Genomic DNA, 14,613 nt, shown 5'->3' on the forward strand with positions numbered 1-14,613 from the left:
GAGGGCGACTTGTCATTTCCCACTGACATGTTACAATATTTAAGGAAATGTCATATGGGGATATGGTGTTTTTTGAAGTTAGTTATAGTGTATGTGTTAAGATACGATTTTCTGGACACATTTAGGCTTCACGTATACAAGTCTAAGAAGTCTTCTTTCGAGCGAAAAATCCAGGCTGGGAAACCTGGATTTTTCTTTGTCTTTTTAGTTTATTGGTCACCTTTCTCAGCTTGAGATTTGGCTTGTTTGATACCAGCATTGACCAAGCCCTGCATGATAGCCCCAAAAAGGATAGCTTCAAAAATGCCTGATAGCATATTATGGATTGAGAATAATTCTGTCAAATAGTCTTTATTGTCAACTAAGAAGTGAACTAGGGGCATGCCTAAGAACATGCTAATCCCAAAGTATAAACCTGACTTAAGCCCCACGTGCTTAAGTTGTTTTTTCTCTTTCTCAGTCAGTTCTTCCTCGTCAAAAGCATTAACAGCACTTATCTTTAACTTATAAATAAGGATGCTGCTAACTAACAGAATGATAATCAAGAGGAGGATAGGATAAATACGAGCTACAAGTTCGGGATACTTAAAGCCTATAAGAAAGGCAATACAATTACCACAAAGTAAGGTAAAGAAAAGAACTACGAAAGCTATGTTACCCATTCGATCAACCTGTTGGCGCTTTTGTTCATCTAAAGGACCTGTGATACCGTAAAAACGTTTAATGAGTTTGTCAGTGAAAGTTTCTTTAATCATGATTTACCTCTTTCTATCTTATATCTCTATTCGGATTTTCATCCCAAAAGAGACTGTTAAGATCCGTATCTAGAGCTTTAGCTAGATTAAGACAGAGCTCCAGTGTTGGGTTATATTTGTTATTTTCGATCATATTAATGGTCTGTCGGGAAACACCAATAGACTTTGCAAGTTCTAATTGCGAAAGCCCTAAATTCTTTCTAAATTCCCTGACATGATTCATAATGGGCCTCCTTCTGAAAGACAAGCTAATGTGTTGCTGTAAGTCGCAATTCATTAATTATGTCAACTTTATCTGACATAATTGTAGCAAGTTTATATAGGTGTGTCAATTATCTTAGACATATTTTCCATTTTGGCATTAACTAAAGGTTTCTTTGTCAGCTCTTGAAAGCTTTTTGTTTTTTTGGTAAAATTGATAGTAATTGAATAGAAGTCGTAGAGACTAGTAACCTTATGGAAATTGACAGGGATTGGGGGCCATGGACTGGAAGCCTCCTCAAGGGAAGTTTGGCGAATTCACTCATGAAAACGACTGACGAATCAAGGTCTGGGTAACCAGATAAAAAACGGATGGTACCGCGTGTCAACGCTCCGGGTTGGAGTTTTGGCATGTGGTTTTTTGTTTGCGATTCGAAATTGTTACATCAGAAAGGAATCTCATGGATTTACAAACACAATTGCAAGAGTTGAAAACATCAACGCAGGCTAAATTGGCTGAAATGCGTGGTGAACACTCTAAAGAATTACAGGAATTGCGTGTTGCAGTTTTGGGTAAAAAAGGATCTTTGACAGATCTTTTGAAGGGACTTAAAGACCTTCCAAATGAAGAACGCCCTAAAGTTGGTAAAATGGTCAACGAAGTTCGTGACGTTTTGACTGAAGCTTTTGACGAAGCAGCTAAAGTTGTTGAAGCCGCTAAAATTCAAGCACAACTTGACTCTGAAAGTCTTGACGTAACCCTTCCAGGACGCCAAGTCAAACTTGGTAACCGTCATATTCTTAGCCAAACAGCTGAAGAAATCGAAGACATTTTCTTGGGGATGGGCTTCCAAATCGTTGATGGTTTTGAAGTTGAGACTGACTATTATAACTTTGAACGTATGAACTTGCCTAAGGACCACCCAGCGCGTGACATGCAAGATACCTTCTACATTACTGAAGAAATTTTGCTTCGTACTCACACAAGTCCTGTTCAAGCTCGTACACTTGATAAACACGATTTTTCTAAAGGTCCACTTAAGATGATCTCACCAGGACGTGTTTTCCGACGTGATACAGATGATGCGACTCACAGTCACCAGTTCCACCAAATCGAAGGTTTGGTCGTTGGTAAAAACATCTCAATGGGTGATCTTAAGGGAACGCTTGAAATGATTATCCAAAAAATGTTTGGTGCAGAACGTCAAATCCGTTTGCGTCCTTCTTACTTCCCATTCACTGAGCCTTCAGTTGAGGTTGACGTGTCATGCTTCAAGTGTGGTGGTAAAGGATGTAACGTATGTAAGAAGACAGGTTGGATTGAGATCCTCGGTGCTGGTATGGTGCACCCACAAGTGCTTGAGATGTCAGGCGTTGATTCTGAAGAATATTCAGGTTTCGCCTTTGGTCTTGGTCAAGAACGTATTGCCATGCTTCGTTATGGTATCAACGACATTCGTGGCTTCTATCAAGGGGATGTTCGTTTCTCAGAACAGTTTAAATAAGGTTTAGGAGGTTATCATGTCAGTCGTTATTCGTAAGGTTCTTCCGGAAGAAGTAGCAGAATTAAAAGTTATCTCCGAAGATACCTTTAGAGAGACTTTTGCTCATGATAATACCGAAGCCCAGTTGCAAGGTTACTTTGACACCGCACTTTCTGAGGAAGTTCTCTTAGATGAAATCACTCATGAAGAATCGCGTTACTTTTTCATTCTCGTTGATGGTGAAAAGGCAGGTTTTCTAAAGACTAATGTAGGTTCTGCTCAAACAGAGCAGCACTTGGATAATGCCTTTCAAATTCAACGTATTTATATCAGTCAGTCCTTCCAAGGCATGGGCTTGGGTAAGCAACTCTTTGAGTTTGCCTTACAAGAAGCTCGTGATTTAGGTTGTGATTGGGCCTGGTTGGGTGTTTGGGAAAGGAATTTCAAAGCACAGATATTTTACGATAAATATGGCTTTGAAAAATTCGCAGAACACAATTTTCCAGTTGGTGACGGTAAAGTAGACCGCGACTGGTTGCTTAAATTAAAACTATAAACCTATTATTAAGTTGATAGAGAGGAGTTTAAAAGGCGATTAAACGTGTTAGTTCGTCTTCCTCTTATATCAGATATACATATTCCTAAATTACAGAAAGGATTTGAACCCGCCCTAAGCTCTGGGCAAAAAAGATAAAGTCGCCTAGGTGCTGATGCACCAATGTTGCCTTTCCTATTTTTGCGGAGAGCTATTAACGGGCTTGGTATCATAATTATGCTAGTTAGTTATAAATGGTTAAAAGAGTTGGTTGATGTGGATGTTACCACTGCTGAACTCGCTGAAAAAATGTCGACGACAGGTATTGAAGTGGAAGGTGTTGAGACACCTGCTGAGGGCTTGTCAAAATTGGTTGTTGGTCATGTCTTGTCATGTGAAGATGTGCCTGAAACACACTTGCACTTGTGCCAAGTAGATACAGGAGATGCTGAAGGTCCACGTCAAATTGTTTGTGGTGCTCCAAATGTCACTGCTGGCATCAAGGTAATTGTTGCCATTCCTGGTGCCCGCATTGCGGACAACTACAAAATCAAAAAAGGTAAGATTCGCGGCATGGAATCTCTCGGGATGATCTGTTCTTTGGCAGAGCTTGGACTTCCAGATAGCATTATTCCTAAGGAATTTGCGGATGGTATCCAAATTTTGCCAGAAGATGCCGTTACTGGCGATAGCATTTTTCCATATCTTGACCTTGATGATGAAATCATCGAATTGTCAATCACACCTAACCGTGCGGATGCTCTTTCTATGCGTGGTGTGGCACATGAAGTTGCTGCAATCTATGGAAAATCTGTTCACTTCCCAGAAAAAACAGTTACTGAAGACAGCAAACCAGCTTCTGATAAGATTTCAGTAGCCATCGAAAGTGATAAAGTGGCTACTTATGCTAGTCGTGTGGTTGAGAATGTTACTGTTCAACCAAGTCCACAATGGTTGCAAAACCTTCTTATGAATGCTGGTATTCGTCCAATCAACAACGTGGTTGACGTGACAAACTATGTTCTTCTTTACTTTGGACAACCAATGCATGCCTTCGATTTGGATAAATTTGAAGATTCACGTATCGTTGCTCGTGATGCCTGTGATGGGGAAAAATTAGTCACTCTCGATGGTGAAGAACGTGAATTGACTGCTGAAGATATTGTTATTACAGTTGCTGACAAACCAGTTGCTCTCGCAGGTGTTATGGGTGGCGCTTCAACTGAAATTGACAACAATTCTAAAAATGTCGTTCTCGAAGCTGCTGTTTTTGATGGAAAATCAGTTCGTAAGACAAGTAGCCGTCTCAACCTTCGTTCAGAATCATCATCACGTTTTGAAAAAGGTATCAATAACGATACTGTCCTTGAAGCACTTGATTTTGCTGCAGCTATGTTGCAAGAATTGGCAAATGGAACGGTGCTCGCAGGCCGTGTTCAAGCGGGATCTGTTGATACAGAGCCAGTTCAAGTTTCTACAAGCCTTGACTACGTAAATGTTCGCCTTGGTACAGAATTGACTTTTGCGGATATTGAAGATGTGTTTGCGAAACTTGGTTTTGGATTGACTGGTGATGCTGATAAATTCACTGTATCTGTACCACGTCGTCGTTGGGATATCAGTATCCAAGCAGACTTGGTTGAAGAAATTGCACGTATCTACGGCTATGAAAAATTGCCTACGACACTTCCAGAAGCAGCAGGAACAGCCGGTGAATTGACTGAAACACAAGCGCTTCGTCGTAAGGTTCGTACCATTGCTGAAGGTGCTGGATTGACTGAAATCATCTCATATGCTTTGACTACACCTGAAAAAGCTGTTGAATTTGCTGCGACACCTACTAACTTGACTGAGTTGATGTGGCCAATGACTGTTGACCGTTCAGCCCTCCGTCAGAACATGGTCTCTGGTATGCTTGATACTGTTGCTTACAATGTTAACCGTAAGAATAGTAACGTTGCTATTTACGAAATTGGTAAGGTCTTTGAACAAAACGGTAATCCAAAAGAGGAATTGCCAAATGAAATCAATACCTTTGCCTTCGCTATTTCTGGTCTAGTAGCTGAAAAAGATTTCCAAACTAAAGCAACACCAGTTGATTTCTTCTATGCTAAAGGGATTGTTGAAGCTCTCTTTGATAAACTTGAAGTTTCAGTTGACTATGTACCGACAAAAGACCTAGCAAGTATGCACCCAGGTCGTACAGCTGCTATTGTCCTTGATGGTAAAACGATTGGATTCCTTGGTCAAGTTCACCCACAAACTGCTAAAAATTATGGCATTCCTGAGACTTATGTGGCTGAAATTAACCTTAGTGCTGTAGAAGCAGCCTTGCAACTGGCTCAACCATTTGTTGAAATCACAAAATTCCCTGCAGTATCACGTGATATTGCCCTTCTTCTCAAGGCAGAAATCACTCATCAAGAAGTTCTTGATGCTATCTATTCTGCAGGAGTGAAACGCTTGGTTGCCGTTAAACTCTTCGACGTTTACGCAGGTGAAAAACTTGGTGCTGGAATGAAATCAATGGCTTATAGCCTTACCTTCCAAAATCCAAACGACAACCTCACAGACGAAGAAGTTGCTAAATACATGGAAAAAATCACCAAAGCTCTTACTGAGAAAGTCGAAGCAGAAGTACGTTAATAGTTAAAAAATCCATCTGAGAAGATGGATTTTTAAGTGACTAGACTATATTACAAAAAGGAGTTAATTTGTTTTTAGAGTTCTTTGACGGTGTATGGGGACACTATACTTTTGAATCTGATAAAGTCAATGTACTGATTGATGGTTTACCCAGTTTTGCTTATCCCTTGGGACAAGTAACATTTTTAATACTAGTCTATTGGTTACTTGTTCATAAATATTTTAAGAATTTTCTAACCATGTCACCTCGGGATATTTGGGCTTGGCATAAAGAAACGTTCCGCAAAACTAAATTATCTTTCATTGTCATCCCAATAGTTTATCTGTTCGTTTTCGGAATGACCTATGTTTTAGTTGATGATGTTTTGGCTACCGTCACTATTTACAAAGACTATAGAGGTCCTATAGCTAAAACCATTGATGGTCAAGTTGAACAAATAGATATTAGTCATGTTGGGACAAAAACGAGTAGTGCTAGGATTAATGCTCACTTTGTAAGTTCTGACGGGCAGACTTATGACATTCACCTGATAAACGGTGACAAGAGAATCGCTAATTATATGCGGCATCATAAGTCAGAGTCCTACACGGCAACCCTATCCTTTGATAAACATGGCAAACCAGTTTACATTTCTAAATTCTGGGAATAAGCAGTCTGGATAGCTCTTTCAGGGATTTGCACTTGACAAATATGTAAATTCTCTGCATAATAAAAGAAAAAACCATGAAAAGAGGGTAGCCATGCAAATTATTAAACGTAATGGTCAAGTTGCTGAATTTGATCCTGATAAAATTTACCAAGCCATCTTAAAAGCAGCACAGACTGTGTATGTTCTTGATGATACTTGGCGCCAAAACCTTGCTCAAGTGACGAAAAAAGTAGTGCTTGATCTTCAAGATGCTCAGGTAGAACGCCCAACCATTAACATGATTCAGTCATTGGTTGAAAATCGTCTCATGGAAGCAGGCTTTATCAATATTGCCGAGCATTATATTTCATACCGTTTGCAACGAGATTTGGAGCGTAACGGATATGGTGACAAGGTCATTGTACACCTACGCTTTGAGCAGACTAAATAAGAAAAGCCATCAAGCGATGGCTTTTTTTGTGTCTGATTGTCACTTTGTCTTTTTTAAAAGTTTTATAAAGGATTCCAGTTCCTGTCCATGACCTATCTGCAGATAAGTTTCAGAAGTTGGTCTAATAAAGGAGGATTCTAAAAAGCGAATTTGCTTGTGGGCTTTGAATTTTTCAAGTGAAAACTCCTTAGGAAGTTGCCAAGTCACATGTCTAGGGGAAATCTGATAAGGAATGCTAACCTTAGATTTCTCAATGATGGCTTGACTTTTAGCCATGTTTTGTTGAAAGAGGTCAACAAGTTTTTTAATGTTTTTTTGGAACATGCCATTTTCGAGATAAACGGAAAGTGCTTTTTGCATGATGAGATTGGTATCATAGTCAATAAGTCCCTTGTGGCTCAAAAAGGTAGACTTAAGATTAGGAGGTAAGACAAGGCTACCTAGACGCAAACCTGGAAAAAGAGCCATGGAAAAGGATTTGATGTAGATGGTCTGATTTTGGGTGTCATAGTAGTGAATCGGGAGATTTTTACTATCGCTAAAGTCTCCCATATAGTCATCCTCGACGATATAAACGTTATACTGATTGGCAAGTTGGGCTAGCTTTTCTTTTTCACTGGCAGAATAGCTTAATCCAAGAGGATTGGAGTAACGACTGATGGTATAGAAGAACTTAATCTGTCTAGATTTAAAGTACTCTTCCAAGCGGTCAAAATCTAAACCAGCAAAACCACGGTTAATCGTCTCATAAGCTAGATTTTGACGGTTGACGAGCTGGTTCATACGATGATAGGTAGGTTGTTCTAAGAGAATTTTGTAGCCACCATTACCAAAGTCCATCTGTGAAAGAATGTAGAGGGCCTGTTGGCTTCCTGAGGTTATGACAATCTGATCCGAATTGACATATATATCGTCAGCAATTAATCGACTCTTTAAGGCTTCAAGCAAATCTTTGAGTCCGGCTTGTTCATGATAATAGTTGAAGAGGTAGTCCTGGTGACCCGCCAAACTTTCATCCAAACAAAGCTTAAAATCCTCGTAGGCCAATTGATTGTAATCGTTAAGGTTAAGAAGCACCTTATTATCAACTTCATTACGACCTTCTAGGACGTAATAGCCACTTTGGGGTACGGCGTAAATATAGTTTTGATACTTGAGTTCCAAGAGTGCCCTTTGAGCTGTGTCCTTACTACAGGCATAAGTCTGGCTTAGTTGACGAATAGAGGGGAGCTTACTCCCTTTTTTCAAAGTACCATTTTGCATATCTTTGATGATGGTCTCGACAATATCTTGATAAATACTCATAACTGACCCCTTACAGATTTTCCCTTATTTTACCCTACTTGCCTTCTAAGAGCAAGAGGCCTAGAGATATTTGACAAGATTATTAGATTTTGACATAATAAAAAGGTTGTAAGGTAAAACTAAATTCCCCTTTCAAATAAGTTTAAGGAGATTATAAGAATGACTTTTAAGAAAATCTTAGGACTTCTGGCTCTTGCATGCTTAACCATTATCGGTTTGTCAGCTTGCACACCAGAGAAAGAGCCTACTTGGACCTACGATAAAAACAAAATGCTATTTACAGGACAAGATGCTAGTGTACAAGTTCTTTCTGCAACTAAAATCGAATCACCAGAAGGTCAAAAAGCTGTCCGTGTTCACTATAAGCTTAGCAACTCAAGTAAAGAAACAATGAATGCTTACACTCTTTTGATGAAGGTGGTCCTTGATGTAAAACAAGAAAAGGAAGAAGTTAAGGTTGCTACTATGGTCTTTTCTAAAGATGATGACCGAGATAAGATTGCAAATAAGACCAAGATTGCTCCTAAGGAAGTTAAAGAAATCGTTGTTGACTATGCCGTTGCTGATTTTGATCATGATCTTAGCATTGATTTTTCTGATTATGGTACTGAGGCAAATGCGACTGCCAAGCTTTCACTACAAAATCTTGAAAAGGCACCTGTCAAATACTTTGATAAAAAAGCTCAATAAGTCTTATCACCACATGAATGTGTGGTGTTTTTTTATTGTCTGAAATCTGTACCCATACAGTAGCGAAAATACTATCTTGTTTAATCGTCAGAATTTTCATAAACTTATACTATATTTATTGACTAAGGAGTTTTAGGTATGTCAGCAAAACGTTTAACCATTTCTGCATTTTTCATGGCACTTGTCATTATTTTGAGCTCGAGTCTCTTATCTATTCCAGTGCCAGGAGGTCATTTCTATTTTAACGGGATTATTATTTTCCTAGTTGGTTTAATTTTCCCACCTACAGAAGCAGTTATTATTGCTGGAGTAGGTTCCTTTATTGGAGATTTTCTTTTTTATCCTCTTCCTATGTGGGTAACTCTAGTAACACACAGCCTTCAAGTTCTCGCAATTGCACTTATTGTTGGAGGACGCTTAGGAAAATTGAGTAAGTCTAGGGCAGCTTTAGGTCTCTTGATTGGGGCTATTATTGACTTAGTAGGATATGGCTTAGGAAGGGCCTTTATCTATGGTACGCCTGCCTATGCTATTATGAAGATTCCTTTTGACATTGTAGCTGCTATTCTTGGTTTAGGAGTGGCCTACTACATTTATTTCCACACAGGTTTTGTTAAACAGTTTAAAAAGACCTGGGAAGGAAAATAGATGACCAAAGTAATTGTTGCCAATGACCTGGTTGGTCTAGGTAAGGTTGCTTTGACTAGTAGCCTCCCTATCATGTCAGCCTGTCAAACTGAAGTCCTTCCCCTACCAACCGTTCTTTTATCTTCGCACACAGGGGAGTTTGAAAATATCTATGTACGGGATCTTACGGATGACCTAAAAGGATTTTGTAAGCAGTGGGAGCACTTGGATTTTATAGTAGATGGCCTTGTGAGTGGTTATTTTAAGTCAGAAGAAGCACTAAAACGTGTAGGTCAATTGGCTCGTGATAAACACATAGCTCTATTTGTTGACCCTATTATGGGTGACAATGGTTGTCTTTATCAAGGTTTTGATAGAAACTATGTAGAAGCCATGAAGGATTTCTGTCAACAGGCAGATGTCATCATTCCCAATTTAACAGAAGCTGCCTTTTTGACGGATTCTCTTTATCTTGAAGCAGGTTCCTATGATGAGGCCACTATTGAAAAGCTTCTGAGAGAATTGAGCAAGCTTGGCCCTCGGAAAGTTATTTTGACAGGTATCTCGTTTGAGAATGACAAAATTGGGCTGGCTTATTTTGATAAAGAGACTAATCGAACGATTTATCGCATGCAAAAACGTTATGGTAATCATTTTTTTGGAAGCGGCGATTTACTAACGGCAATCTTATCAGCAGGTTACTTTTATAATCTTGATTTACTAAAGGTTTGTGATTTGGCCTTGGATGTTATGGATAGGGTTCTTTCGTCAACACTGTCTGATGGTCGTCCTTTAAAATATGGTCTTTGCTATGAGCCCCATATCGGTTATTTATTCAGTGGTTTTAATGCCCTATTGGAGGAGAAAAATGAAAAGTGATAAAACACGTGAATTAGTTGAATTGAGTTTGTATGCAGCTTTAATTATTGTGAGTGTACAGTTTATTCGTATTCCTTTTGGACCTCAATTTGTCCATCTGGGAAATGCCCTAGTTGTGATTGCTGTTTTGATTTTTGGTGCCAGAAAAGGTGCGCTAGTCGCAACAGTAGGATTAGGGCTATTTGATATTTTCAATGGTTATGCTGCTGAGGTCTGGATTACTATTTTAGAATCTTTGATTGTTTGTTATGTTCTCTATCTTGTTTTTGAAAAGTTTTTAAAATCAAATGACAAAATGGCTAACATCATAATCATTGGAGTCATAGCGGCAGTGACCAAAATTATTTTAAATTTTGTTAAGTATACGATTATTAATAGTGTCGTTGCAGCTTTACCACTCAATGCAGCCATGGTATTGGCACTTACTAAAATTGGTGGGACCTTTGGGACATCAGTAGTGACTATCATTGCGGTGCCTCTCCTCTATCCTGTCTTCAAACGTATTTTACAGAGAAACTAAAGATTTAGCAGGTTAGTCCTGCTTTTTCTTTTTCATTTTCCCGAAGTAGAGGTCCAAATTTTCACTAAAAAATGGTAAAATAGTAAAGTTAATGTCAAGAAAGGAAAGGGCTGAAGGCAGGTTCAGCCCAGATATGCTATGTCTATTTTAGAAGTCAAAAATCTTAGTCACGGATTTGGTGACCGTGCTATTTTTGAAAATGTCTCATTCCGTTTGCTCAAAGGTGAGCATATCGGTCTTGTCGGTGCTAACGGTGAAGGAAAGTCAACCTTCATGTCTATCGTTACTGGAAAATTGCAGCCAGATGAAGGTAAGGTAGAGTGGTCTAAATACGTTACAGCGGGTTATTTGGATCAGCATGCTGTTCTTGAAAAGGGAATGACCGTTCGTGATGTCCTTCGTACAGCTTTTGATGAGCTCTTTAAAACTGAAGAACGTATCAACGAGATTTACATGTCTATGGCTGACGAAGGAGCTGACGTTGATGCTCTGATGGAAGAAGTCGGTGAGCTTCAGGATCGCTTGGAAACTCGTGATTTTTACACACTAGATGCTAAGATTGATGAGGTTGCTCGTGCACTAGGTGTCATGGATTTTGGTATGGATACAGATGTAACGGACCTTTCAGGTGGTCAACGTACCAAGATTCTCTTGGCTAAGTTATTGCTTGAAAAACCAGATATCTTGCTTCTCGATGAGCCAACCAACTATTTGGATGCTGAACACATTGCCTGGCTTAAACGCTATCTTCAAGAGTATGAAAATGCCTTTGTCCTCATTTCGCACGATATTCCGTTCCTGAACGATGTGATTAACATTGTCTATCATGTTGAAAATCAAGACTTGGTTCGCTATGCAGGTGATTATGATAATTTCCAATCTGTCTATGCTATGAAAAAGGCACAATTGGAAGCTGCCTATGAACGTCAGCAAAAGGAAATTGCAGACCTTCAAGATTTCGTTAACCGAAACAAGGCACGTGTTGCTACTCGAAATATGGCCATGTCTCGTCAGAAGAAATTGGATAAGATGGAAATTATTGAATTGCAGGCTGAGAAGCCAAAACCTGAATTCCATTTCAAGGAAAGTCGTACACCTGGACGTTTTATTTTCCAAACCAAAGATCTCGTTATTGGTTACGACCGCCCTTTGACCAAGGCTCCTTTGAATCTAACCTTCGAACGTAATCAAAAGGTAGCTATTGTCGGTGCCAATGGTATCGGTAAGACTACCTTGCTTAAGAGCTTGCTTGGTATTATTCAACCACTCGAAGGAGAAGTTGAGACAGGTGATTTTATTGATCTAGGTTACTTCGAGCAAGAAGCAGAAGGGTCACGTCAGACGCCTCTTGAAGCGGTTTGGGATGCCTTCCCAGCCTTAAATCAAGCTGAGGTCCGTGCGGCTCTAGCCAAATGCGGATTAACCTCTAAGCATATTGAAAGCCAAATTCAAGTGCTTTCTGGTGGGGAACAGGCTAAAGTTCGCTTCTGTCTCCTTATGAATCGTGAAAATAATGTTCTTGTTCTGGATGAACCTACCAACCACTTGGATGTTGACGCCAAGGATGAATTGAAGCGTGCCCTTCAGGCCTTCAAGGGTAGTATCCTTATGGTATGTCACGAACCAGAATTTTATGAAGGTTGGACAGACGTTTGGGATTTTAATGAGTTAGTATAGAGATAAAAGAGTGTTGACATTCTCTAAAGAGAAAGTTACTCACTCTTTTTTTATATTTTAAAGCAAAGTAACTTTCTGGGATTTGGTAAGACAGTGATGGTGTTAAGAAAGATAACCGTCATCATAAAGTGTTTTTCTGCATATTTTGACGTGACCTATTTGGGTTTTGAGTATAGAAACTTAATTTGTTCAAAAAGTAACAAAGTCTGAGCATAAAAGGTGTAACCGTTTTCTGATTATGGTAGAATGAAATAGTAAACTATTATCAAAAGAAAGTTGGATAAACTTATGTCAAAAATCGTAGTTGTTGGTGCTAACCACGCTGGTACTTTTAGTATTAATACTATTCTCGATAATTACGGAGACCAAAATGAAGTAGTTGTTTTCGACCAAAACTCTAACATTTCATTCTTGGGTTGTGGTATGGCTCTTTGGATTGGTAATCAAATCTCAGGTTCTGATGGTCTTTTCTATGCCAACAAAGAAGGACTTGAAAGCAAGGGTGCTAAAGTTTATATGAACTCACCAGTTGAGTCTATTGACTTTGATGGTAAAACTGTTACAGCCCTTGTAGATGGCAAAGAGCACGTTGAATCATATGACAAATTGATTTTGGCTACTGGGTCTCAACCAATCTTGCCTCCAATCGAAGGTGCTGAAATTAAAGAAGGTAGCCGTACTTTCGAAGCTACACTTGAAAACCTTCAATTCGTTAAACTTTTCCAAAACGCCCAAGAAGTTATCGATAAGTTGAACGACAAATCTCAAGATATCAAATGTGTAGCGGTTGTAGGTGCTGGTTACATTGGTGTTGAATTGGCTGAAGCTTTCCAACGTCATGGTAAAGAAGTTATCCTTATCGACGTTGTTGATACATGTTTGGCTGGTTATTATGACCATGACTTGACTGAACTTATGGCTAAAAATATGGAAAGCCACGGTATTAAATTGGCATTTGGTGAAACTGTTAAGGCAGTTGAAGGTGATACTAAAGTTGAACGTATCGTCACTGATAAAAATGCTTACGATGTCGACATGGTTGTCCTTGCAGTAGGTTTCCGTCCTAACACAGCTCTTGGTGCTGGTAAATTGGAAACATTCCGTAATGGGGCTTACCTTGTTAATAAGAAACAAGAAACATCAATCAAAGATGTTTATGCAGTTGGTGACTGTGCTACCGTTTATGACAATGCCCTTGAAGATGTGAACTACATTGCCTTGGCTTCAAACGCTGTTCGTTCAGGTATTGTCGGTGGTCATAATGCCGGTGGTGGCGATGTTGAATCAAACGGTGTTCAAGGATCAAATGGTATCTCAATCTATGGTTTGAACATGGTATCTACTGGTTTGACAGAAGAAAAAGCAAAACGCTTTGGTTTCAATCCAGCAGTAGTAGAATCAACAGATCTTCAAAAAGCTGCCTTCATGGAAGATGAAAATGAAGACGTTACAATCAAGATCGTTTATGACAAAGATACACGCAAAGTTCTTGGTGCTCAAATGGTATCACGTATGGACATCTCTATGGGAATCCACATGTTCTCATTGGCTATCCAAGAAGGTGTAACGATCGACCGTCTTCAATTGCTTGATTTGTTCTTCTTGCCACACTTTAACCAACCGCTTAGCTATATTGCTAAAGCAGCTATCTCAGCTAAATAATCTGAAACAGCTAATTCAGTTGAATTAGCTGTTTTTTTCTTTTTTGAAATACGAAAAAAGCCTCCTACTGGAGACTTTTATTGGCTCTATAATTTCTGTAGTGGGTAAAACCACTGTAGAGATTATAGAGCTTTTTGAATGCAGACAAAAAGTCCCATAAGAACTATAATGAAAAGCAACCAAACCATCATTAGGAAGAACTTATGAGACTTATTAAGAATACCACAGAATTAATCGGAATTAAAGACCAAAACATCAAGATTTCACTTGTTTTTGAAACTGACACTCATATAGAGATTCAAGCAAAACTCGATTATCCTGCACCATCATGTCCTCATTGCCATGGAAAAATGATCAAGTACGACTTTCAAAAGCCTTCTAAAATCCCTCTTCTCGAACAAGCGGGAACTCCAACACTACTACGTCTGAAGAAACGCCGCTTCCAGTGTAAAAATTGTAGGAGAGTCACGGTAGCTGAGACATCTATCGTTGAGAAAAACTGCCAAATCTCCAATCTAGTCCGACAAAAGGTTACACAACTCCTAACTGAGA

General features: G+C 39.2%; 15 protein-coding genes. 12 read left to right on the top strand and 3 right to left on the bottom strand.

Annotated elements, in window-relative coordinates:
* Window positions 1-209 precede the first annotated feature (209 nt).
* Entirely contained in the window at window positions 210-755 is a 546-nt protein-coding gene (locus tag HMPREF2697_RS09310) for a DUF3278 domain-containing protein (protein WP_070850494.1), read from the bottom strand.
* A 13-nt stretch (window positions 756-768) separates the two neighbouring features.
* Window positions 769-978, bottom strand: coding sequence for a helix-turn-helix transcriptional regulator (locus HMPREF2697_RS09315; RefSeq protein WP_004182144.1), 210 nt, complete (start codon window positions 976-978; stop codon window positions 769-771).
* 439 nt (window positions 979-1,417) lie between these two features.
* Between HMPREF2697_RS09315 and pheS the strand changes: the two genes are divergently transcribed.
* The 5 genes from pheS (at window position 1,418) to HMPREF2697_RS09340 (ending at window position 6,701) form a co-directional block, all read left to right on the top strand.
* On the top strand, window positions 1,418-2,461 hold the full coding sequence (gene pheS / locus HMPREF2697_RS09320) for a phenylalanine--tRNA ligase subunit alpha (protein ID WP_004182138.1): 1,044 nt from the start codon (window positions 1,418-1,420) through the stop codon (window positions 2,459-2,461).
* A 16-nt stretch (window positions 2,462-2,477) separates the two neighbouring features.
* Window positions 2,478-2,996 (top strand): GNAT family N-acetyltransferase, encoded by a 519-nt coding sequence (locus HMPREF2697_RS09325; protein ID WP_070850496.1) that lies wholly within the window; start codon window positions 2,478-2,480, stop codon window positions 2,994-2,996.
* A gap of 216 nt (window positions 2,997-3,212) precedes the next feature.
* Window positions 3,213-5,621, top strand: a complete 2,409-nt coding sequence (gene pheT / locus HMPREF2697_RS09330) for a phenylalanine--tRNA ligase subunit beta (protein WP_070850498.1) — start codon at window positions 3,213-3,215, stop codon at window positions 5,619-5,621.
* Between the two features lie 68 nt (window positions 5,622-5,689).
* A complete protein-coding gene (locus HMPREF2697_RS09335; protein WP_070850500.1) occupies window positions 5,690-6,271 on the top strand; it encodes a hypothetical protein in 582 nt (193 codons plus the stop codon).
* Between the two features lie 91 nt (window positions 6,272-6,362).
* A complete protein-coding gene (locus HMPREF2697_RS09340) occupies window positions 6,363-6,701 on the top strand; it encodes an ATP cone domain-containing protein (protein ID WP_002891184.1) in 339 nt (112 codons plus the stop codon).
* A 39-nt stretch (window positions 6,702-6,740) separates the two neighbouring features.
* Here the strand turns inward: HMPREF2697_RS09340 and HMPREF2697_RS09345 are convergent, their stop codons facing one another.
* Window positions 6,741-8,006: an aminotransferase-like domain-containing protein gene (locus HMPREF2697_RS09345; protein WP_070850502.1), complete on the bottom strand. Its 1,266-nt coding sequence runs from the start codon at window positions 8,004-8,006 to the stop codon at window positions 6,741-6,743.
* A gap of 159 nt (window positions 8,007-8,165) precedes the next feature.
* Here HMPREF2697_RS09345 and HMPREF2697_RS09350 point away from each other — a divergent pair, with 159 nt between their 5' ends.
* The 7 genes from HMPREF2697_RS09350 to HMPREF2697_RS09380 form a co-directional block, all read left to right on the top strand.
* Window positions 8,166-8,696, top strand: a complete 531-nt coding sequence (locus tag HMPREF2697_RS09350; RefSeq protein ID WP_070850504.1) for a DUF5067 domain-containing protein — start codon at window positions 8,166-8,168, stop codon at window positions 8,694-8,696.
* Window positions 8,697-8,834: 138 nt separating this feature from the next.
* Window positions 8,835-9,344 (top strand): ECF transporter S component, encoded by a 510-nt coding sequence (locus tag HMPREF2697_RS09355; RefSeq protein WP_002891181.1) that lies wholly within the window; start codon window positions 8,835-8,837, stop codon window positions 9,342-9,344.
* Window positions 9,345-10,202 carry a pyridoxamine kinase gene (locus HMPREF2697_RS09360; protein ID WP_070850506.1) on the top strand — a complete coding sequence of 286 codons (858 nt, stop codon included), beginning with the start codon at window positions 9,345-9,347 and terminating at the stop codon, window positions 10,200-10,202. It abuts the gene before it with no gap.
* A complete protein-coding gene (locus HMPREF2697_RS09365; RefSeq protein ID WP_004182357.1) occupies window positions 10,192-10,722 on the top strand; it encodes an ECF transporter S component in 531 nt (176 codons plus the stop codon). The genes HMPREF2697_RS09360 and HMPREF2697_RS09365 overlap by 11 nt, the downstream gene beginning before the upstream one ends.
* Window positions 10,723-10,860: 138 nt before the next feature.
* A complete protein-coding gene (locus tag HMPREF2697_RS09370) occupies window positions 10,861-12,399 on the top strand; it encodes an ABC-F family ATP-binding cassette domain-containing protein (protein WP_002891178.1) in 1,539 nt (512 codons plus the stop codon).
* A 288-nt stretch (window positions 12,400-12,687) separates the two neighbouring features.
* Complete coding sequence (gene nox, locus HMPREF2697_RS09375) at window positions 12,688-14,061, top strand: H2O-forming NADH oxidase (RefSeq protein ID WP_013990437.1); 1,374 nt, start codon at window positions 12,688-12,690, stop codon at window positions 14,059-14,061.
* Window positions 14,062-14,264: 203 nt separating this feature from the next.
* A partial coding sequence (locus HMPREF2697_RS09380) for a transposase family protein (protein WP_142350099.1) occupies window positions 14,265-14,613 on the top strand: 349 nt, incomplete at its 3' end.

It is taken from the genome of Streptococcus sp. HMSC064D12 (assembly GCF_001837205.1).
GTDB classification, from domain to species: Bacteria; Bacillota; Bacilli; order Lactobacillales; family Streptococcaceae; genus Streptococcus; species Streptococcus salivarius_D.